12 protein-coding genes, 15 tRNA genes, 1 rRNA gene and 2 riboswitches (1 of these 30 running past the window's edge) are annotated in these 20,321 nt (G+C 49.7%); of the genes, 1 reads left to right on the forward strand and 27 read right to left on the reverse strand.

All coding sequences use genetic code 11. The features are described 5' to 3' along the window. Positions 1–264 precede the first annotated feature (264 nt). The 7 genes from purB to EL268_RS27460 all read right to left on the reverse strand — a co-directional run bounded on the left by purB (position 265) and on the right by EL268_RS27460 (position 9,470). Complete coding sequence (gene purB / locus EL268_RS27430) at positions 265–1,560, reverse strand: adenylosuccinate lyase (RefSeq protein WP_106652419.1); 1,296 nt, start codon at positions 1,558–1,560, stop codon at positions 265–267. Then, the gene (gene purK, locus EL268_RS27435) at positions 1,557–2,720 is read right to left on the reverse strand and encodes a 5-(carboxyamino)imidazole ribonucleotide synthase (RefSeq protein WP_106652418.1); all 1,164 of its coding nucleotides are present in this window, start codon (positions 2,718–2,720) and stop codon (positions 1,557–1,559) included. The genes purB and purK overlap by 4 nt, the downstream gene beginning before the upstream one ends. Next, on the reverse strand, positions 2,717–3,205 hold the full coding sequence (gene purE / locus EL268_RS27440; RefSeq protein WP_012684280.1) for a 5-(carboxyamino)imidazole ribonucleotide mutase: 489 nt from the start codon (positions 3,203–3,205) through the stop codon (positions 2,717–2,719). The genes purK and purE overlap by 4 nt, the downstream gene beginning before the upstream one ends. A 179-nt stretch (positions 3,206–3,384) precedes the next feature. After that, positions 3,385–4,923 (reverse strand): M1 family metallopeptidase, encoded by a 1,539-nt coding sequence (locus EL268_RS27445; RefSeq protein ID WP_106652417.1) that lies wholly within the window; start codon positions 4,921–4,923, stop codon positions 3,385–3,387. A gap of 19 nt (positions 4,924–4,942) precedes the next feature. Further along, on the reverse strand, positions 4,943–6,439 hold the full coding sequence (locus EL268_RS27450; protein ID WP_106652416.1) for a M1 family metallopeptidase: 1,497 nt from the start codon (positions 6,437–6,439) through the stop codon (positions 4,943–4,945). Positions 6,440–6,498: 59 nt separating this feature from the next. Beyond that, positions 6,499–7,800: a histidine--tRNA ligase gene (locus EL268_RS27455; RefSeq protein WP_106652556.1), complete on the reverse strand. Its 1,302-nt coding sequence runs from the start codon at positions 7,798–7,800 to the stop codon at positions 6,499–6,501. Positions 7,801–8,093: 293 nt separating this feature from the next. Then, positions 8,094–9,470 (reverse strand): NCS2 family permease, encoded by a 1,377-nt coding sequence (locus EL268_RS27460; RefSeq protein WP_106652415.1) that lies wholly within the window; start codon positions 9,468–9,470, stop codon positions 8,094–8,096. Positions 9,471–9,665: 195 nt separating this feature from the next. Further along, a riboswitch (purine riboswitch) is annotated at positions 9,666–9,767 on the reverse strand. A 273-nt stretch (positions 9,768–10,040) separates the two neighbouring features. On the opposite strand from EL268_RS27460, the gene EL268_RS27465 reads away from it, so the two are divergent. Continuing rightward, a complete protein-coding gene (locus EL268_RS27465; protein WP_106652414.1) occupies positions 10,041–10,526 on the forward strand; it encodes an NTF2 fold immunity protein in 486 nt (161 codons plus the stop codon). 68 nt (positions 10,527–10,594) lie between these two features. On the opposite strand, the gene guaA is transcribed toward EL268_RS27465, so the two are convergent. The 20 genes from guaA to EL268_RS27565 all read right to left on the reverse strand — a co-directional run. Continuing rightward, positions 10,595–12,133, reverse strand: a complete 1,539-nt coding sequence (gene guaA / locus EL268_RS27470) for a glutamine-hydrolyzing GMP synthase (protein ID WP_106652555.1) — start codon at positions 12,131–12,133, stop codon at positions 10,595–10,597. Between the two features lie 159 nt (positions 12,134–12,292). Continuing rightward, positions 12,293–12,395: riboswitch (purine riboswitch) on the reverse strand. A gap of 20 nt (positions 12,396–12,415) precedes the next feature. Next, positions 12,416–14,650, reverse strand: coding sequence for a transglutaminase TgpA family protein (locus tag EL268_RS27475; RefSeq protein WP_164724533.1), 2,235 nt, complete (start codon positions 14,648–14,650; stop codon positions 12,416–12,418). 4 nt (positions 14,651–14,654) lie between these two features. Beyond that, positions 14,655–15,860 (reverse strand): DUF58 domain-containing protein, encoded by a 1,206-nt coding sequence (locus EL268_RS27480; protein WP_106652412.1) that lies wholly within the window; start codon positions 15,858–15,860, stop codon positions 14,655–14,657. Positions 15,861–15,874: 14 nt separating this feature from the next. Then, positions 15,875–16,828 carry an AAA family ATPase gene (locus EL268_RS27485; protein ID WP_106652411.1) on the reverse strand — a complete coding sequence of 318 codons (954 nt, stop codon included), beginning with the start codon at positions 16,826–16,828 and terminating at the stop codon, positions 15,875–15,877. A gap of 196 nt (positions 16,829–17,024) precedes the next feature. Next, a tRNA-Arg gene (locus EL268_RS27490) sits at positions 17,025–17,101 on the reverse strand. Positions 17,102–17,108: 7 nt separating this feature from the next. After that, a tRNA-Gly gene (locus tag EL268_RS27495) sits at positions 17,109–17,184 on the reverse strand. 51 nt (positions 17,185–17,235) lie between these two features. Further along, positions 17,236–17,317, reverse strand: a tRNA-Leu gene (locus EL268_RS27500). Positions 17,318–17,384: 67 nt separating this feature from the next. Beyond that, positions 17,385–17,460: transfer RNA gene (locus EL268_RS27505), tRNA-Lys, on the reverse strand. 5 nt (positions 17,461–17,465) lie between these two features. After that, a tRNA-Gln gene (locus EL268_RS27510) sits at positions 17,466–17,540 on the reverse strand. 4 nt (positions 17,541–17,544) lie between these two features. Beyond that, positions 17,545–17,620 (reverse strand) — tRNA-Thr (locus EL268_RS27515). Between the two features lie 18 nt (positions 17,621–17,638). Further along, positions 17,639–17,714, reverse strand: a tRNA-Phe gene (locus EL268_RS27520). A gap of 35 nt (positions 17,715–17,749) precedes the next feature. After that, a tRNA-Asp gene (locus tag EL268_RS27525) sits at positions 17,750–17,826 on the reverse strand. Between the two features lie 5 nt (positions 17,827–17,831). Beyond that, positions 17,832–17,908 (reverse strand) — tRNA-Met (locus tag EL268_RS27530). A 78-nt stretch (positions 17,909–17,986) separates the two neighbouring features. Then, positions 17,987–18,062: transfer RNA gene (locus tag EL268_RS27535), tRNA-Val, on the reverse strand. Positions 18,063–18,095: 33 nt separating this feature from the next. Continuing rightward, positions 18,096–18,169 (reverse strand) — tRNA-Glu (locus EL268_RS27540). A 13-nt stretch (positions 18,170–18,182) separates the two neighbouring features. After that, a tRNA-Leu gene (locus EL268_RS27545) sits at positions 18,183–18,267 on the reverse strand. An 8-nt stretch (positions 18,268–18,275) separates the two neighbouring features. Further along, positions 18,276–18,352: transfer RNA gene (locus tag EL268_RS27550), tRNA-Met, on the reverse strand. Between the two features lie 24 nt (positions 18,353–18,376). Then, a tRNA-Ser gene (locus EL268_RS27555) sits at positions 18,377–18,467 on the reverse strand. A 7-nt stretch (positions 18,468–18,474) separates the two neighbouring features. Then, positions 18,475–18,550, reverse strand: a tRNA-Asn gene (locus EL268_RS27560). Between the two features lie 53 nt (positions 18,551–18,603). Next, positions 18,604–20,321 (reverse strand): 23S ribosomal RNA (locus tag EL268_RS27565); it runs 1,211 nt beyond the window's last position.

A 20,321-nucleotide genomic window follows, 5' to 3' on the forward strand; every position in this document is an offset into this window, starting at 1 on the left:
GCTGCGCAGGAGAAGCGCATTTCCAGTCCAAGCGCCTCTGGAGCCCACCCCAGCGTAGGAATAAATGGCGGGGAATTTCAGCTTCACTTATGAAATCCTTCATTGAAACTTCTACGTTTGAAGCGCTCCCGCCATTTATTCCGAAGCGGACAGTCAATCCCCCAGCAGGGTGTAGGCCGAAGCGTAGACTGGAAATGCGCTTCTCCCCACACTAAGGCTACTTTAATAAAAAAATGCCCCCGAAAAATTCGAGGGCACTTGCCATTACACTAAACCAAGACGTTGGAAAATCGTATCCACATGCTTCAGGTGGTAACGGTAGTCAAAGCACTCATCCAGCTCTTCCTTGGACAGTGTAGAGCTGACCGTTGCATCCTCCTCGACGATTGCACGGAAGGAGCGTTGCTCTTCCCACGCCTGCATCGCACGAGGCTGTACCGTGTCATAAGCTTGCTCGCGGCTCATGCCTTTTTCGATCAGCTTGAGCATGACTTGCTGCGAGTAGATCAATCCAAAGGTACGATCCATATTGCGCTTCATGTTCTCAGGGAACACCGTCAAGTTTTTCACGATGTTCATGAAACGGCGCAGCATGTAGTTCAATGCTTGCGTCGCATCTGGCAAAATCACGCGCTCCGCAGAGGAGTGGGAAATATCCCGCTCATGCCAGAGGGAAACATTTTCATAGGAAGTGAGCATGTGACCGCGGATGACACGAGCCAGTCCGCAAATATTTTCACTGCCGATCGGGTTGCGCTTGTGTGGCATTGCAGAAGAACCTTTTTGTCCTTTGGCAAATGCTTCTTCCACCTCGCGCATTTCGCTCTTTTGCAGACCGCGAATTTCTGTTGCGAATTTTTCCAAAGACGTTGCGATCAGTGCCAATGTCGCCATGTACTCGGCGTGGCGATCACGCTGCAGGGTTTGGGTAGAGATAGGTGCTGCCGACAGCCCCAGCTTCTCGCACACGTACGCTTCCACGAACGGATCGATGTTTGCGTATGTTCCAACTGCGCCAGAGATTTTGCCGTATGCCACTTCTTTTTTCGCAGCCTGAAAACGCGCCAGGTTACGCTTCATTTCTTCATGCCACAGGGCCAGCTTCAAGCCAAAAGTCGTAGGCTCCGCATGTACGCCATGCGTTCTGCCCATGCAAACCGTATCCTTGTGCTCACGAGCTTTGTCGGCCAAAATCTCGATGAAGTCTTGAATATCCTTCTCCAAAATTTCGTTCGCCTGACGCAGCAGGTAAGACAGAGCAGTATCCACCACATCGGTAGAAGTCAGTCCGTAATGCACCCACTTCTTTTCCTCGCCCAAGGTTTCCGATACCGCACGGGTAAACGCCACCACATCATGGCGTGTCTCTTCTTCGATCTCATAGATTCTGTTAATGTCAAAAGTAGCTTTATCCCACAGCTTTTTCACGTCTTCCTCAGGAATGACGCCCAGCTTGGACCATGCTTCACACGCGAGAATTTCTACTTCCAGCCACGCTTTGAATTTGTTTTCTTCCGTCCAAATGGCACGCATTTCCGGTCGGGAATAACGTTCGATCATGATAATACCTCCGATGTATTCGTCCAGATTTTCAGCTCATCGATCAGGGTGAGCGCTTCTTCTACAGTAGGGGCGAGCACATTGATATGCCCCATTTTTCGCTTGGCCTTGCTCTCTGCTTTTCCGTACAAATGGAGCTTGGCTGTGCGCGGCAGCTTGTCGATCTGATCGATGACAGGCTGTAGATGCTCTCCCAAAATATTAACCATCACGACGCTCGAGAGCAACTCTGTAGATCCCAAAGGCAGATTGCAAACTGCCCGAACATGCTGCTCAAACTGCGAGGTCACACATGCATCCATGGTAAAATGCCCGGAGTTATGCGGTCGAGGCGCCAATTCATTGACATACAGCTGACCATCTTCGGTCAAAAACAGCTCAACTGCAATGAGTCCGACCACATCCAGCTTTTCTACAATCGTGCGGGCAATTTCTTCCGCGCGGGCTGCTACTTCAGCCGAAATACGAGCTGGAACAATGCTCAGGTGCAGGATGTTTTCCTGATGAATATTTTCTGACACAGGAAAAACAGCCAATTCTCCCGCAGGATTGCGTGCAGCAATCACAGACAACTCCATTTGGAATGGTACAAATTGTTCCACGATCAGCTCTGTACCTGCTTTGGATAACGTTTCATACGCCTCCGCCAGCTCAGCCTCGCTTCTCAATACCCATTGCCCTTTGCCGTCATAGCCACCGGTTGCGGTCTTCATAACAGCAGGCAGTCCCAGTTCACGCACGGCGTTCTGCAAATCCTCCAAGCTATTCACGACACAAAACGGAGCAACAGGAATGCCGATCTCGCGAATAGCAGTCTTTTCCCGAATCCGATTTTGGGTGATACGCAAAAGACGGCTCCCCTGCGGTACATAAGCGCGGCTCTCCAACACTTCAGCCACCTGTGCATCGACATTTTCAAATTCATAAGAGATGACATCACTGACCGAGGCAAGCTGCATCGCTGCTTCTACATCATCGTAGCTGGCAACAATTTGCCGATCTGCCGTTTGGCCGCATGGTGCGTCTGCCGTCGGGTCCATTGTGACAAAGCGGTAGCCCATAGCTCGTCCCGCAAGAGCAATCATCCGTCCAAGCTGTCCTCCGCCGAGTATTCCTAAGGTCGATCCTGGTTTGATTTGCTTACGGTCTTTGGTTGTCATTCGAGTTCACTAGCCTCCAGCACCTTATTGCGTACATCATCACGTCTTTGCACGAACCGCTCTTGTACGTCTGGATATTTGATCCCTAAAATTTGCGCAGCCAATAACCCTGCATTGATAGCTCCAGCTTTTCCGATCGCAACTGTCGCCACAGGTACGCCCCCTGGCATTTGCACAATCGACAAAAGCGAGTCGAGACCATTCAAGTTGGATGATTTCACCGGTACACCAATGACAGGCAGCTCTGTCTTAGCAGCTACCATTCCTGGCAAATGCGCCGCCCCGCCCGCACCCGCAATAATGACTTCCAAGCCGCGGCTTTTAGCGGTCTCGGCATACGTAAACATCAAGTCTGGCGTTCTGTGTGCAGACACGACCTTCTTTTCGTACGGTACCTGCAATTCGTCCAAGATTGCGCAAGCTTCCTTCATTGTTTCCCAGTCTGACGTACTGCCCATAATGACTCCTACCAAAGGCTGTAGCATGAACCATTCGCCCCCTACGTTTTGTAACATCAGAAGAAAACCCAACCGACTAACGGCTTTTCGCCGCTCTCATCGCCTGGGCTATTCGAACTCGTTTTCAATCAACATATTCAGTGTAGCAGGGAGAAAGTTTGCCTGTCAACCTCGTTTCCGAACATTTAAAAATGATAGTTCAAAAATTATTCGTGTTTACCTTTTTCTACCCAATTGTTTGCCGCTTCTGCTTTCTCTAACTCGACCTGAAGCCAATAATCCAGAAAGGGAGTGGCATCAGCCCCGGCCGCTGCAGTCAACAGCTCTGTGACTTTCTCCCCATTTGCCTGCTTGTATTGATGATCTCGTACATATTGACGCAACACCTGATGCAGTCGTTCAACTCCCCATTCCTCTTTCAAGTTCCACCACATGGCACCCGCTCGCCCATAGACGAGGTCATTGTAGCTCCTCCAATCTGGAAAAGCCGCCACAGACGATTTCGCAGTGACTCCTTGGCTCGCATATCCTTCCGCTGCACGTGCTTGACCTAGCCGCATTTGAATATACGCTTGTGAACGTGCAGGGGACTTTTGCTGCAAAAATACCATCGTTGCATAATCCGTCAGTCCCTCATCCACCCAAGCCTCTCGCACCTCGTCGTTTCCGACCAACCCGTAAAACCACTGATGTGCCGTTTCATGCGCTACGACCGCTTCCCCTATGGCATCGCTGCGGTCAAAATACTCCTGGGCAATAAAAACGAGGCTCGGGTATTCCATTCCGCCAAAAAAGCCGCCTGTTTTGACAACATCGTATTCCTTATACGGATACACGCCGAACTGTTTTCCGTAATAGTCGAGAGACTCCCTGGCAGTCTCATGTATACGTTCTACGTTTTGCGGGTCATCACTTTTCTGCACCCACGTACGTACGATGGTTTCCCCGACCTTGCCAGATATGGGCTGGTACGTATCGTCCATGACGACAAGGGCAAAATCCCGAACGTTCCATGCGTCCACCTCATAGATTTTTAGCCGTTGTGGTCTCGTCTCGGTAATGACAGCCACGCTCTCCAATCCACTCGTAGCAAGCTGGTATCCCTCTGGTAACTGCACACGCAAGTGATAATTCGCCACATCTGAGTAAAATGGATCGCCAATCGCGGAATAAGGATCGAGCCGCCAGCCCCCTGCGTCCTTGACCGCCAAGATCGGCAGCCAGTTGCCCAGCCACATCGCATGATCATGGTAAGACATTCGCCCGTTGTTAAAAGGGACCTCGAGCTGAAATTTCATATCCACCACCATCTCAGCAGACGATGTTCTGGCAGGAAGGGGCACTTGTAAAAGCGCATTGGTCTTTCCTGCATACTGTACACCGACACTTTTTCCGTTAACCCGTACTTCGTTTATCTTGATACCACCAGGCTCACGCTGTTTGCCCAGCACAACCTCCCAGTTTTCACTACTGAGAGCAGCGTTTGCAGAAAAAGCATTAGGATATAAATGAAAATAAGCTTGGTCATCTTGTGGGACAAAACGAGCCGTCAGCATGCCTTTCACCACGTGCTTATTCATATCGATTTGTACGTCGGCCTTGTAAGTGACTGCAGCGTGCCTGTGATCAATCGGCACAATCTCCTGAGCATCTGAGCCAGCCTGCCCTGTCCAAGGACGGACGGTCAAGAATACAGTCAAAACGACTCCTACTGCCACGATGACCCCCCAATGCTTCCGCCACATCGTGATCCCCTGCTTTCGATTACTTCTTCTGATGCTTGAGACGTTGGCGCTCCAGCCAAGCTGCTGCCTGTTCCTGCTGGGACATGTCTACTTTCAACCAATAATCCAAGAAAGCGCTCGCATCTTCTCCTGCCATCTCAGATAGAAAAGCTTCCCATTCCTTTCCAGTCACAACCTGATAACGGTACATCTCGACATACTGCTTCAAAACATCATGTACCCTTTCTTCCCCCCACGCTCCCTGCAATAGCCACAGCATCGAGGACGGACGGGAATAAACAAGATCGCTATAGCTCTGATTATCAGGAAATGCAGACAGTGCTTGCCAAGGACGCTGTTCCTCTGCCACGTAATACTGAACAGAGGTGCCTTGCTCCAGCCGTCTGCGCACTCGTTCTGCTCCCATCAGCGGGTCTTGCTGAGATAAATACGAGAGCGTCACGTACTCCGTGAATCCCTCATCCAGCCATGCTTCCTTTACCTGATTATTTCCGAGCAAGCCGTAAAACCACTGGTGTGCCGTCTCATGGACAACCGTGACGATACCTGTTTCTTCCCCGGAAAAGAAATGACGTCCGTCGAGAAAGACTAATGCCGGATACTCCATCCCGTTAATCGCGCCACCAGTCCTTACCACATCGTATTCGGGATATGGATAGGCACCCAATTGATGATGAAAATAGGCGAGAGACTTCGCTGCTGCTTCATGAATCTGCTCAGCAGTTGCCGGATCATCTGTTTTCCGCCACCATGTTCGAACGACTGTTTCGCCCACCTTCGTTTCTATTCGTTGATAGGAGGCATCCATAACGACAAGGGCAAAATCCCTCACGTTTTCTGCGCCGAGCTGTATCGTCTTTTCTCCCTCACGAGCAGAAACCTGCTTTGCAGTCCTGTCTGACGCTGTGCTCGCCAGTTGATAGTCTGTTGGCAGCGTCACGTTCACCTCATAATCTGCGTTCTCACTGTAAAATGGATCACCGACAGGCTCGTACGGATCGAGATGCCAGCCTTCCTTGTCGTACACCGCAAGAACCGGGAGCCAGTTCCCCAGCCAAATCGATTGGTCATCGTAGGACATCCTGCCGTCGTTTTGCGGAAGAGTCATCTCGAACTCCATCATAATCTTTCGTGGGCCCGGCTCTCCTTCTAGAGGCACTTCGAGTATGTTCAGGTCCTTCGTCTTTTTGCCGACGACAGTGACACCATCGACCAAGAGCTTTTTATTAGTGTATGTGCCAAGCATAGGGCCATTGCCTAAAAGTTCCTCCCATAGCATGCCTTGATGCTCTTCAGTAAATACATTCGGGTAAAGATGGAGATAGGCACGAGCAGGGTCTTTTGGCCAAAAGGTAATCGTTACGGTTCCTGCTACTTCTTTCTTGATTGGATCAATTCGCACATCAGCCTGATAGAGCGGTTTACGCGTAAGCGCATTACCCTCCTCAGCATATACAGGCAACATCCACGTCAAAAACAATAAGCTACAACCGACCATTAAGACCCATTTCTTCACGCCATCTCCCCCTTTTCTCTACTGTACAAAAAATGGAAGAAAAAGACTATCTTTCCTCTTTACCCTGATAGCTTGTCGGACAGCCACTTTTCAATCAACTCCAAAGGAACAGGCTGTTCTGTTCCCTCTCGCATATCTCGGACGACGACCTGCCCACTGTTCACTTCGTTTTCCCCATAGATTAAGGCAAAGGCAAAGCCTTCTTTGTTTGCATAATCGAGTGCTTTTTTCAGTCGTCTACCTGTCAGCTCCAGCTCGACTCTGATGCCGCTCTCGCGCAATCGATTGGCCAGACCAAGACTGAGTGCTTCTGTCCCGAGAGGAATGACGAGGACATCGGCAGCTTTCTGCTCTTGTGTGTTGCGATTTGCCAACGCGGCAAGAATGACATCCAACCCAAACGAAATCCCTACAGCGGGATACTCTCTTCCATCTTCCAAAAGCCGACCGATAATCTGATCATAACGTCCCCCACTGCCGATACTGGACGTAATACTTCCATCCTGCAAAAAGATCTCATACACAATCCCCGTGTAGATCCCTAAACCTCTTGCCAAAAACGGCGAGAAACGAAGCTCTCCACCCACACCCGCTCCTTTTACATAGGCAAGCATATCGCGCAGCTCCCGAATCCCTTCCTGAACTAGCTGGGTTGTAAAGCGCTCTGCCAACAGATCCAGGTTAATCACACCTTCTTGCAGGAAAGACGTTATCGCGAAAACGAGTGGCTCCTCGACGTTTCGCTCCCGCAAGTCATCACGCACTCCGTCCACGCCGATTTTCTCGAGCTTATCCAGCGACAGCATGACATCCCCGGCCCTCTCACCGGGAACTCCCAGCTCCTGAAGCACCCCAGACAACAGCTTGCGGTTGTTGACCTCAATGTACACGTCGAGCCCCAGCCGCTTGAATGCCTCAAACGCCATACTGAGCAATTCTGCTTCAGCCAGCACCGATGTCGTTCCCACGATATCAACATCGCATTGAATAAATTCACGCAATCGCCCGGTTTTTACTGGACCGTCCCGAAATACTTTTCCGATCTCATACCGCTTGAACGGCATCCGCATCTCCGGATTCATGCCCACTACCTTCGTCAACGGTACGGTCAAATCGTAGCGCAGCCCAAGCTCTCTATCTCCTTGATCGCTCAAGCGATACACTTCCTTCAAGATTTCATCCCCGCCGCCGTACTTGGATGCCAGCAATTCGTAGTGCTGCAGCATAGGGGTCTCCAATGGTTTGCAGCCGTATGTCTCGAATACAGCTTCGAGCGTCCGGCGTATCCAGTTTCGTTGCATTTGCTCCTGCGGCATGAAATCTTTTGTGCCTTTTACCGTTTTTAATACTTCGTTTTCCATGAGTAACACCCTTTCTTTTTTCAGATGAAGAAAACCAAAAAAGCCATGCAAGGCAACTTCCTGCCCGCATGGCTTCCTAAATACACCACCGCAGGCACGAAGCACAAGAAGCGCTTGCACCTGCGGAAAAATTTCCGGAGATACAAACGCTCTACGTGTGGTGATGCTGCCCTTGGAACATGTTTAGACCTGTCATTTTCATCGGTCCATCCTTCCGTGAAAAAGATTTTTCCTATCATAGCGCAAAAAAAACTCCCCGTCCAGTAGACGAAGAGCTTGATTCCCAAAAAATTCTATTCGCGCAACCAGATGAAGTACGCCAGGAAGACGAAGAACAGCACATACATCGCCGGATGTACTTCGCGAGCCTTGCCCTTCATTACCTTCATCACCGGATAAACGATGAAGCCCGTCGCAATCCCTGTTGCAATACTGTAAGTCAATGGCATCAACAAAATCGTCAGGAATGCAGGGAACGCTTCATCCAGGTCATCCCAAGCCACTTTTGCAATGTGAGATGCCATCAGAACACCGACGATAATGAGCGCTGGTGCTGTAACCGCTGGTGTCACAATTGCGAGAATCGGCGAGAAGAACAACGCAAGAAGGAACATGATCCCTGTGACCACTGCCGTAAATCCGGAGCGTCCACCTGCCGCTACCCCTGCTGTCGACTCAACATAAGCTGTAGTGGTAGATGTACCGAGTACGGCACCTGCCATACCTGCAATCGCATCGGAAGCGAGTGCTTTTCCTGGACGTGGCAAGTTGCCGTCTTCGCGGAGCAATCCAGCTTGGTTTGCTACACCCAAGAGCGTACCCGTCGCATCGAAAAAGTCTACAAACAAGAACGTCAAAACAACAATCAGCATATTCACGGTGAACAATGCGGATGGATCACCGAGATATTGGAACGCAGCACCGAATGTAGGAGCAAGGCTCGGTGGTGCAGAAACGACTTGCTCAGGCAGATTCACCAGTCCGAAAATCATCCCGGTAATCGCCGTAATCAACATTCCGATAAAGATACCCGCATTGAATTTGCGAGAAAGCAGAATGACCGTCACGATCAGACCAAACACAGCGAGCAATGCATTTTTCGCTGCCAAAATTTCTTCCGGCTTCATGCCCTCGTGATAGAAGGTCAGATGTCCCAGTGCTACGAAGGTGGCATCATTTGCTACGATGATACCCGCGTTTTTCAAACCGATAAACGCGATAAAAAGACCAATCCCTGCCGAAACTGCGTACTTTAAGCTTTGTGGAATCGCTTTGATGATCGCTTCACGAACACCAGTCAGGGACAGAATCAAAAAGATCGTACAAGAAAGGAATACGCCAGCCAAAGCCTGTTGCCAAGGAATTTGCATCGTCAGAACGACGGTATAAGTGAAAAATGCGTTCAATCCCATCCCCGGAGCTTGTCCGATCGGCAAACGTCCGAGAATACCCATTAACAGTGTACCGAGAGCAGCAGCCAAAGCCGTTGCGGTAAAGACAGCCCCAAATTCAGGATAGTTCGCTTTCAAATCTGGCGGCAGATCAGCACCACTGAGAATGAATGGATTGACAGCCAAGATATATGCCATTGCCAAAAAAGTAGTGATACCCGCGATGATTTCGCGACGGTAATTGGTGCCTAGCTTGTCAAACTCGAAATAGTTCCGCACCTATAAGTCCCCCCATACTAATCTTGTTGCCAAAAACAGTCTAACTGTTTTTTGCCGACCGTAAACGGTCACATCTTATTTAATGAAAAACGTCGAGACGTTTTTCACAAAAAAAGGCCCGGACGCTCTTATCATGCGCCTGGCCTTCAAACAAAACACTCCGGGAATAATTCCAAATATAATAACAAAATCAGATCCCGATGACATTTTGTTCGTAGCCAGGTCGTTAACGGCGACCATGTAGAAACTCTCGAGCCATATTCTCAAGAATATACGAACCTTCCTATATTACCTACTCACATTGAGAAGTGTATCAGGTGACTTAGGGAATGTCAACGAAAATACGAACGTTCATTTTTGGAAAGAGTTTAATATCCGGATATTATCTATCTCTGTCCTTTTATCTGAGAGTTTGCATTTGAACTCTCCCTCTATGAGTAAGCTCTTGGAATGGCATGGTTCGCTCTTTGCACTGTATGAAAGAAAGCCTGTGTTATAATTCATAACTAGATGGAGGAAATGGATGGAAGTTCATAGATTCCTCAGCAATCTCTTTTAGGGTGATCCAAAATGAACTTTATGGATGCTTGGGAACAAATAATAGCGGAGCAGGAACGAGAACGTGACCGGCTTCGAGTCAATCAAATCACCGTACGGGTCGATGATAAGAAAAAGAGCAAACGCAACGTTCATCAAAAGGAAAAGTTCATCGAATATGGCTTTGTAGAACGTGATTTGTATGATGAGAAATTATTTGGGAGGTTTGAACTCTATTTCGCAGATCGCGACACTCTTCTCCAGCAAGATCGGTTTGGAGATGAAATGGCTTTTGGCGAGCTTGCAGATGAACATGCAGTTGCAACGGCAATCTTCTCCTATTTAGCGGAGCACTATTCTCAGTTTTTGGAGGAATCTCCCTTCGCTATCAGCTATAACCCTATTGCAGAAGCTTGGATTATCGAAGGAACTCTTCCTCCGGGATGGCTTGGCGGGGTCATTTATATTGCTCTTGCAAAAGAAAATGGCAAGCTTCTCATGATGTATGGAACGAGATAGTTCTTGGTCATAAAAAAACTCTCTTTTATTCGCTAATCACGCAAATAAAAGAGAGTCATTTTTTGCTCCTATTCCCACTCAATGGTTGCTGGTGGTTTGGACGTTACATCATACACAATGCGGTTTACATTGTCTACTTCATTCACGATACGCACAGAGATTTTCTCCAATACGTCCCACGGAATGCGCGCCCAGTCAGCGGTCATACCATCAATGGACGTTACCGCACGAATCCCTACTGTGTAAGAATACGTACGAACATCTCCCATTACACCTACGGTCGTCATGTTTGGCAAAGCCGTGAAGTACTGCCAGATTTCCCGATCGAGACCTGCCTTGGCAATTTCCTCACGCAAGATCGCATCGGATTCACGAACGATCTTTAGTTTTTCTTCCGTAACTTCACCCAAAACACGAATGCCGAGGCCCGGTCCTGGGAATGGCTGACGCCAAACAATTTCATCTGGCAAGCCCAGCTCTGTACCCAGTTTGCGTACTTCGTCTTTGAACAATGTTTTCAATGGTTCAATCAACGTGAACTTCATGTCTTCTGGCAAACCGCCTACGTTGTGGTGCGATTTGATCGTTTGTGCAGTTGCTGTTCCACTCTCCACGATATCGGTGTACAGCGTACCTTGTGCCAGGAAGTCCATATCTGTCAGCTTGGCTGCTTCTTCATCGAATACGTAAATGAACTCGTTACCGATGATTTTGCGCTTTTGCTCTGGGTCAGATACACCTTTGAGCTTGCTCATGAAACGCTCGCGAGCATCGATCTTGATCACTTTCATGGAGAATTTCTCAGCGAATGTCTCCATTACCCCTTCTGCTTCCCCTTGGCGCAGAAGACCGTGGTCAACGAACATGCACGTCAATTGATCGCCAATCGCCTTGTGAATCAGCGCTGCTACTACGGAAGAATCCACCCCGCCGCTCAACGCACACAGTACTTGCTTGTTGCCGACTGTTTCACGAATGCGAACCAGCTCGTCCTCGATGAACGTCGTCATGCTCCAAGTCGCTTCACATCCACAAATGTTGAACAGGAAGTTTCCGATGAACTCAGTACCTTTTTGGGTATGAACTACTTCTGGATGGAACTGTACGCCGTACAGCTGGCGCTCAGGGTTGCTGATCGCAGCTACCGGGCAGCTGTCGCTTACCGCATCAATGACAAATCCGGTTGGGAGCTCCACTACTTTGTCAGAGTGGCTCATCCACACGATTTCGTTCGTATCCCATTTGTCGTACAAGCTGTGTTTTTGCTGCATACGCAATTCAGCTTTTCCGTACTCGCGTTTACCCGCGCGTTCTACTTTTCCGCCCGTCAAATGGCTCATCAACTGCATGCCGTAGCAAATACCCAATACAGGCAAGCCCAGGTCAAAAATTGCAGGGTCTACAGTTGGTGCTCCCTCTTCGTACACGCTAGCCGGTCCGCCAGAGAAAATAATCCCTTTTGGATTCATCTCTTTAATCTTTTCAACAGGTGTATTGAACGCAATGAGTTCACTATAAACACCCAGATCGCGTACACGGCGCGCGATCAACTGATTGTACTGGCCTCCGAAATCGAGTACGACGACCATTTCCATTGACTTGTCCATCATATCCCCCTTCTCCTGTAACATACAGGACGTGCAAGTGTCGGCATGCCATGCGAAGTTGTCGCATATTTGCAAAAAAGCCGGGACTGCTTTTCTCCGATAAACAATACGGAGGCAACGTCCCAGCTTGTGTACACATGTGCGGTTTGCATGTACAAAAATCCGATGTGCTCTCCTCGTAGTCGCCAAATTTACGGTCTAGCGGTAGAAACTTTCAGGCCCTATTCCTGATCATTATACGAGTCTCATTGATCGTCATTCTAGCAGATGGAACGGCATTGTTCAAGGCTTCAATTGACGGATTAACCGTTCGAGTATTTGCTCTGCTATTGTTCTCGCCTTTTGTTCCATTTGTTTGTAGCCATACACGGTACGTTCGTACAGCTCCGTCAAATAGCGCAGGTCTTGTCGCTTGTCTGCCGGCAGGGTCATCCTGCCCACGTACTCCCGCAACGTTTCTCCTGGCTGTCTGCGCGTGTAGACTCGCTCCATCATCCGCATCAGCATGTGGTACCGATCCGGGAACTCACTGCTTCGCTCTTGATTCAGTTGCCTGCGCATCCACCATAGCTGGATGTCTTGTCTGCGACGCCATGCGATAATTCCTGCCGCCACAGCGACTACTGCCAATACCGCGTTGACTTGCCACGGAATTTTAATCCAACTGCCTGCTGGCCTGTCTCCCTCTTCCAGCTCATTGAAGCGTCCATCCCCACGATCGATGTCCGTTTGATTCGCCATGTTTGGCAACGGAACGGGGATCTCCGGCTGTGAGGTGACCAGATCATACTGAAAACGAACAGGTGACATGAATGTACTCGTCGCTTCAAAAGGAACCCAACCAACCCCCGGGAAGTATACCTCTACCCACGAGTGAGCATCCTTGTTGCGCACTTCTACAGTCTCGTAGTTAAGCGCATCCGTTCCCACCCGTTCACCAGGTGCGAAGCCTTTGACCCAACGTGTCGGGATATCCAGGGTACGAAGCATAACGGCCATCGAAGTGGAGAAATGGTCACAGTACCCTCGAAGGCTGTCAAACAAGAAGTGATCGACAAAGTCCTGACCTTCTGCAGCGACTGGAACGTCCTTCGTTTCATACTTATATTTTCCACTTGAGCGCAAGTAATTCTCGATCGCTCTCACTTTGTCATAAGGAGTCTTCGCATCCTTTGTAATCGTGGCAGCGAGCTCTCTTACTCGCGGAGGCACCGAGGCTGGCACTTGCAAATAGCGCTCTTGGATATCATCCGGATAGTTCGTCCCCGCATTCGTAACGGCCTTTTCACTGACAATCGGTACTTCTGTCTCGACCTTGTATTGATTCAGTTTGAGCAAAAGCGGATTGGGGCCGTACTCTGGCCGACCGTTTTTCTCACTCAGCTGAACCAAGTTGATTTTTCCCGCCCGTACTTCGAGTTGCTGATTCATTTTGTCATATACGACGGTTGCCTCTGGTGGAGCGTAGTTGCTCACCTTTTTCAGCTGACCTTGATAAAAGACAGTCGGGAATTGCTGTGGGCCTTTAAATTCCAATGTAGCTTGTACCTTCTTCGTTTCAAGCCCTTGGAACAACGTATTCTCCCATGTATAGGTTTGCGGGTCCAGGATTGACTCGTAGTCTCTATCGCCTTTTTCCCAGCCTACTCCCGTATACACGTCCTTCGAGTCACCGCGCCAATAGCTGCGCTCGTTCGTCTTTGCAATAAACACGAGTGTGTTATCTTGCATGAAAGGACCGCCCAACCGTTCGTCGTTGTTGTCGTATCCTACTTTTTTCATCACACCAACAGGGGTATCATTTCCTTTCCCTGTGAAATAGGCGATCGGATCAGGCCATGACGGTCCTGTCTTCGGTGCAGCATAACCGATGCCTATACAGGCCATAATGACCATCACCGAAGCCAGGAGTGAATTGAGCATGATTCGGCTTCTCTTCCCTGCTAATGTTGCCATGTTCGTCATCTTCATCAGATGGCTAATGGCCAGCATCAGGAAACCAATGATCAGCGTCCGTACAACCCCTGCACTGGCATCATATGGGAGAAACGTATCCAACACAGCCAAATACAATTCCGTCAAAAAGACAAACCATAAGCCTTGTCGTTGTTCCAGCACCAGATACGTTAACATCGTCGCTAACAGCACCAAGACGAGATCAAACATGGTATTCCGCGACAAGATCGACATGCTGGCCCAATCCTGTTGAAACGCTAACGGAAGATCGTGAATCATCTGCCCGTACAATTCGCCAATCCATTCCGTGTCAAAAAACGGTTTGGCAAATAAAGTAGCATGCAAAAGCACTAATAGCCCCACAGCCTTGATCGGCAAGGTTAGCCACCGATAAGGGATCAACAGGTCAATGATGATGACTCCAGCCACAAGCGCATAAAACGGCCACAGAACGCCCGTATCGGTTAATGTCTGTAGAGGAATCAGCCACTCTCTTAACATCAGGAACAGAAAAAGGGTCAAGACCCATTCCCAAATCGTTGGACGCTTCCAAACGCTCATGAGTCTATGCACCTCCAATCCGTTTCCACTCTTGATCATCCATGTGAATAGACGTACATGTTACTTTGTTTGCGCCAAGCAGCTGCAACGCTTGTTTTTGTTCATGCGAAATCGTTGACTCGTTCTGCATGAGAAACAATTGCACCCGTCTGCCTTTTTGAGCGAGTGTGACTAAACGACTGATCAACGTTCTTTCTACATGCGGTGTAATAATAATCAAAGTAACACCTTGAGGCTGCTCCAATGCTTCTCTTCCCACAATTCTTGCAAATGACTCTTGTCCTTCTGGTGCGACACGAGCTAATTGATCAAAAACTCTAAGGAAATGTGCATGGGACAGACCTGGTGGTATCGATATTCGTTCTGCTTGCTTGTACACGAGCCCATAATGATATTGGTTCCGATTGGCGTAAGCGATCAGGCTCGCGGCTAGCTTCACTGCTGTTTCAAACAAGTGAACAGGCTTCCCTTGGTAGCTCGCCTTCTCTACATCAAGGAAAAAGACAGCCTGATTCATCGCTTGATGCTCAAACTCCTTCGTCTTCAGACCCATCCCCCGTGCAGAAGCTCGCCAATGAATTTGGCTCAACCGATCACCCCGATGATAGTCTCTTACGCCGCGTACTGCTGCTACGTCGTCAGAGCGTCGATGAGAAACATGCACCGTCCCACTGAAGCTCCCGTCACCCAGGGCCCAATGGGTCAATTCTTTATATTTTGGATAAACGAGAAACTCCTGAGAAATCGAATAAACCTTGCGGCGCTCAAAAAATCCAAAAAAATCACCGCCACTTACTACACATTCATCGAGTCGATAGTACCCCCTCGGTACATTGGGTATGACATACCGAAACTCGACTTCCCTTTTGAACCACGGGAATATCAGTTGTCGATGCGGCTCATACACACCAGCCAGTCTCGCCGGCAATGGCTCCATAATCATATTCCATCCCAGCGGGAACCAAATCCTCCGGCGCAGGCGTATCGTTACAATCACATCTTCCCCATCCTGCAGACGATTGCGATCTAGTTCACGCTCGACTTCTAGCTTCGTGAATATGAGTACATAAGCGACAATTTCATACAGGAGAAACACCAAACTACTATAGAAAAGAAACCAGCTTGAGAAGCCACCTTGAAATTTTGCGAATACATAAGTGATCAGGACTAATGCAATCGCCTTGAGCTTACCCCACCTTTGCTGTCTCATCCGTAATCACCGCCTTAGCTTACCGGGATACGGGTCTCAGACAAGATCATAGCTAACACCCGATCTACGGTTGCTCCTTCCAGTCTTGCTTCTGGTTTCACAATCATACGGTGTGCAAACACTGCTGGAACGAGTTCCTTCACATCATCTGGAATGACATAATCACGTCCACGAACAAATGCCAATGCCTGAACAGCCCGATAAAGAGCAAGGGAACCTCGCGGGCTCACGCCTAGATAAATATGATGATGCTCACGCGTACGATGACATAGACGCACGATGTATTCTTTTATTCCTTCCGATACCTTGATCGTCGATACCTGGCGTTGAAGTTCCGCAAGCTCAGCGGTGGTCATAACCGGCTGAAGCTCTTCCAATGGATTCGCTGCCGAGAATCTGGACAGCATCCGCATTTCTTCCTCTACTGTTGGATACCCCAAGCTTAATTGCATGAAAAATCGGTCCAATTGAGCTTCAGGTAATGGAAAGGTTCCTTCATACTCTAATGGGTTTTGCGTAGCCATCACAAAAAACGGCTCTGCCAATCGATACGTAGCACCATCGATTGTTACCGAGCGCTCTTCCATGGCTTCCAAGAGTGCAGATTGTGTTTTTGGCGATGTCCGGTTGATTTCGTCTGCAAGAATGACATTTGCAAAAATCGGCCCTTGACGGAACTCAAACTCCAGACTTTTTTGATTAAAGATAGCAACCCCTGTCACATCCGTTGGCAACAAATCTGGGGTAAATTGAATCCGTTTAAAATCACCACTGATTGATTTGGACAATGCCCGTACCATCATGGTCTTCCCAACGCCTGGTACATCTTCGAGCAAAACGTGACCATTCGCTAGAACAGCCGCTACCATCAACTCAATCACAGAGCGTTTACCAATTAATACTTTTTCTATATTATCGATTAAACTGGCTATTGCAGGATTTACTTGTTCCAATTTGATAGGGTTCATGTTGATACAACTCCTGTTCCATGATATTCTTCCGCAGGTTTGTAACAGCTGTTCCTCCATGCTTTCAGCGTAATTCTAAAGTAATGGATGCAAATAGGAGATACAAGGGAAAAATGCTTAAAATTTGCAAAAACACACCAGTCATTATAAAAAAAAGAGTAGGATCTATTCCTACTCTTCGGTTTCATATGAAATATGGCGTGCCCTGAGAGATTCGAACTCCCGACCTTTTGATTCGTAGTCAAACGCTCTATCCAGCTGAGCTAAGGGCACAAATAAATGGAGCGGACGAAGGGTCTCGAACCCTCGACCTTCGCCTTGGCAAGGCGACGCTCTACCAATTGAGCTACGTCCGCATGTTACATCTTATGAGGTTTGTACTGAGGGCAAAGCTTTCTGTCATAGTATGGTGCGGGTGAAGGGACTTGAACCCCCACGGTTGCCCGCCAGAACCTAAATCTGGTGCGTCTGCCATTCCGCCACACCCGCATTTTACTTAGAACAGAAAAGGCATTACTGTTACTATCACGCAGCTTTGCTTGTTCAGCTAAAAAACTGGTGAGCCATGAAGGACTCGAACCTTCGACCCTCTGATTAAAAGTCAGATGCTCTACCAACTGAGCTAATGGCTCGCAAATGGCTGGGGTACTAGGATTTGAACCTAGGAATGACGGAGTCAAAGTCCGTTGCCTTACCGCTTGGCTATACCCCAATGGTGGTGCCGGCAATAGGACTTGAACCCACAACCCCCTGATTACAAGTCAGGTGCTCTACCAATTGAGCTATACCGGCGCTGTTGAATTTAATTAGTGGTGGCTCGGGACGGAATCGAACCGCCGACACGAGGATTTTCAGTCCTCTGCTCTACCGACTGAGCTACCGAGCCATTTATGATTGATCTTCGCCATTCATTCGAGAAAATGGCGGAGCTGACGGGACTCGAACCCGCGACCTCCGGTGTGACAGACCGGCGTGAACTCCAACTTCACCACAGCTCCATATTTGGTTGCGGGAGCAGGATTTGAACCTGCGACCTTCGGGTTATGAGCCCGACGAGCTACCGAGCTGCTCCATCCCGCGATAGTCAGGACGACTGAGTGTCAGTGTTGCCACAGGACGTGGCGTTTTTAGCTGACCTTCCTTGTCCATTAATACAAGTGGTGGAGGCTGACGGGATCGAACCGCCGACCCTCTGCTTGTAAGGCAGATGCTCTCCCAGCTGAGCTAAGCCTCCAGGATCCCTGCTATTGCAGGGCATTTTGCTAGGTGACCCGTAGGGGATTCGAACCCCTGAATGACAGCGTGAAAGGCTGCTGTGTTAAACCGCTTCACCAACGGGCCAAGATATGAAGTATGGTGCGGTCGGCGAGACTCGAACTCGCACGGGTCGCCCCGCCACCCCCTCAAGATGGTGTGTCTGCCAATTCCACCACGACCGCGACTAATATGGTAGCGGCGGAGGGAATCGAACCCCCGACCTTTCGGGTATGAACCGAACGCTCTAACCAGCTGAGCTACACCGCCATGAAGCTATGAGATTAAAACATATGGCGGAGAGTGAGGGATTCGAACCCTCGCTACGCTTGCGCATACTAACGGTTTAGCAAACCGTCCCCTTCGGCCTCTTGGGTAACTCTCCGTATATATGGCTCCTCGGGACGGACTCGAACCGCCGACCGATCGGTTAACAGCCGATTGCTCTACCAACTGAGCTACCGAGGAACGTTGAAGGATTTATTCCTTCAAAACTGAATACGCATGATTGCTAAGTGTGTGTGGATAAGTCCTCGACCGATTAGTATTCGTCAGCTCCACGCGTTACCGCGCTTCCACACCGAACCTATCAACCTCATCGTCTATGAGGGGTCTTACCAGCTTGCGCTGTGGGAAGTCTCATCTTGGAGGGGGCTTCACGCTTAGATGCTTTCAGCGCTTATCCCGTCCGCACATAGCTACCCAGCTGTGCCACTGGCGTGACAACTGGTGCACCAGCGGTGCGTCCATCCCGGTCCTCTCGTACTAAGGACAGCTCTCCTCAAACTTCCTACGCCCGCGACAGATAGGGACCGAACTGTCTCACGACGTTCTGAACCCAGCTCGCGTACCGCTTTAATGGGCGAACAGCCCAACCCTTGGGACCTACTTCAGCCCCAGGATGCGATGAGCCGACATCGAGGTGCCAAACCTCCCCGTCGATGTGGACTCTTGGGGGAGATAAGCCTGTTATCCCCAGGGTAGCTTTTATCCGTTGAGCGATGGCCCTTCCATGCGGAACCACCGGATCACTAAGCCCGACTTTCGTCCCTGCTCGACTTGTAGGTCTCGCAGTCAAGCTCCCTTCTGCCTTTACACTCTACGAATGATTTCCGACCATTCTGAGGGAACCTTTGGGCGCCTCCGTTACCTTTTAGGAGGCGACCGCCCCAGTCAAACTGCCCACCTGGCATGGTCCTCTCGCCCGATAAGGGCGACGAGTTAGAAACTCCGTACATCAAGGGTGGTATCCCACCGACAGCTCCACAGAGGCTGGCGCCCCTGCTTCTCAGCTTCCCACCTATCCTGTACATGATGCACAAAGTTCCAATACCAGGCTACAGTAAAGCTCCATGGGGTCTTTCCGTCTTGTCGCGGGTAACCTGCATCTTCACAGGTATTATGATTTCACCGGGTCTCTTGCCGAGACAGCGCCCAAGTCGTTACGCCTTTCGTGCGGGTCGGAACTTACCCGACAAGGAATTTCGCTACCTTAGGACCGTTATAGTTACGGCCGCCGTTTACTGGGGCTTCGGTTCAAAGCTTCGCTTGCGCTAACTCATCCCCTTAACCTTCCAGCACCGGGCAGGCGTCAGCCCCTATACTTCGCCTTGCGGCTTCGCAGAGACCTGTGTTTTTGCTAAACAGTCGCTTGGGCCTTTTCACTGCGGCCCCCTCGGGCTATTAACCCTACCGAGGCGCCCCTTCTCCCGAAGTTACGGGGCCATTTTGCCGAGTTCCTTAGCAAGAGTTATCCCGCGCACCTTAGGATTCTCTCCTCGCCTACCTGTGTCGGTTTGCGGTACGGGCACCTTGTTCCTCGCTAGACGCTTTTCTTGGCAGTGTGAAATCAGGGACTTCGGTACTTAAATTTCCCTCGCCATCACAGCTCATGCTTAACGGTGTGCGGATTTGCCTACACACCACACTCACTGCTTGGACGGCCATCCAGTAGGCCGCTCACCCTATCCTCCTGCGTCACGCCATTGCTCAAGCGGAACAGAGGTGGTACAGGAATATCAACCTGTTGTCCATCGCCTACGCCTTTCGGCCTCAGCTTAGGTCCCGACTAACCCTGGGAGGACGAGCCTTCCCCAGGAAACCTTAGGCTTTCGGTGGACAAGATTCTCACTTGTCTTTTCGCTACTTACACCGGCATTCTCACTTCCAAGCGCTCCACCGCTCTTTCCAGTACGGCTTCACTGCTGCTTGGAACGCTCCCCTACCCAGTCCGTAAGGA

This window comes from Brevibacillus brevis (assembly GCF_900637055.1).
Lineage (GTDB): Bacteria > Bacillota > Bacilli > Brevibacillales > Brevibacillaceae > Brevibacillus > Brevibacillus brevis.

Bases quoted from the DNA above. Each gene is read 5' to 3' on its own strand.
- purB (WP_106652419.1), bottom strand. From the start codon at position 1,560: ATGATCGAACGTTATTCCCGACCGGAAATGCGTGCCATTTGGACGGAA.
- purK (WP_106652418.1), bottom strand. From the start codon at position 2,720: ATGACAACCAAAGACCGTAAGCAAATCAAACCAGGATCGACCTTAGGA.
- purE (WP_012684280.1), bottom strand. From the start codon at position 3,205: ATGCTACAGCCTTTGGTAGGAGTCATTATGGGCAGTACGTCAGACTGG.
- EL268_RS27445 (WP_106652417.1), bottom strand. From the start codon at position 4,923: ATGTGGCGGAAGCATTGGGGGGTCATCGTGGCAGTAGGAGTCGTTTTG.
- EL268_RS27455 (WP_106652556.1), bottom strand. From the start codon at position 7,800: ATGGAAAACGAAGTATTAAAAACGGTAAAAGGCACAAAAGATTTCATG.
- EL268_RS27465 (WP_106652414.1), top strand. From the start codon at position 10,041: ATGAACTTTATGGATGCTTGGGAACAAATAATAGCGGAGCAGGAACGA.
- guaA (WP_106652555.1), bottom strand. From the start codon at position 12,133: ATGGACAAGTCAATGGAAATGGTCGTCGTACTCGATTTCGGAGGCCAG.
- EL268_RS27475 (WP_164724533.1), bottom strand. From the start codon at position 14,650: ATGAGCGTTTGGAAGCGTCCAACGATTTGGGAATGGGTCTTGACCCTT.
- EL268_RS27480 (WP_106652412.1), bottom strand. From the start codon at position 15,860: ATGAGACAGCAAAGGTGGGGTAAGCTCAAGGCGATTGCATTAGTCCTG.
- EL268_RS27485 (WP_106652411.1), bottom strand. From the start codon at position 16,828: ATGAACCCTATCAAATTGGAACAAGTAAATCCTGCAATAGCCAGTTTA.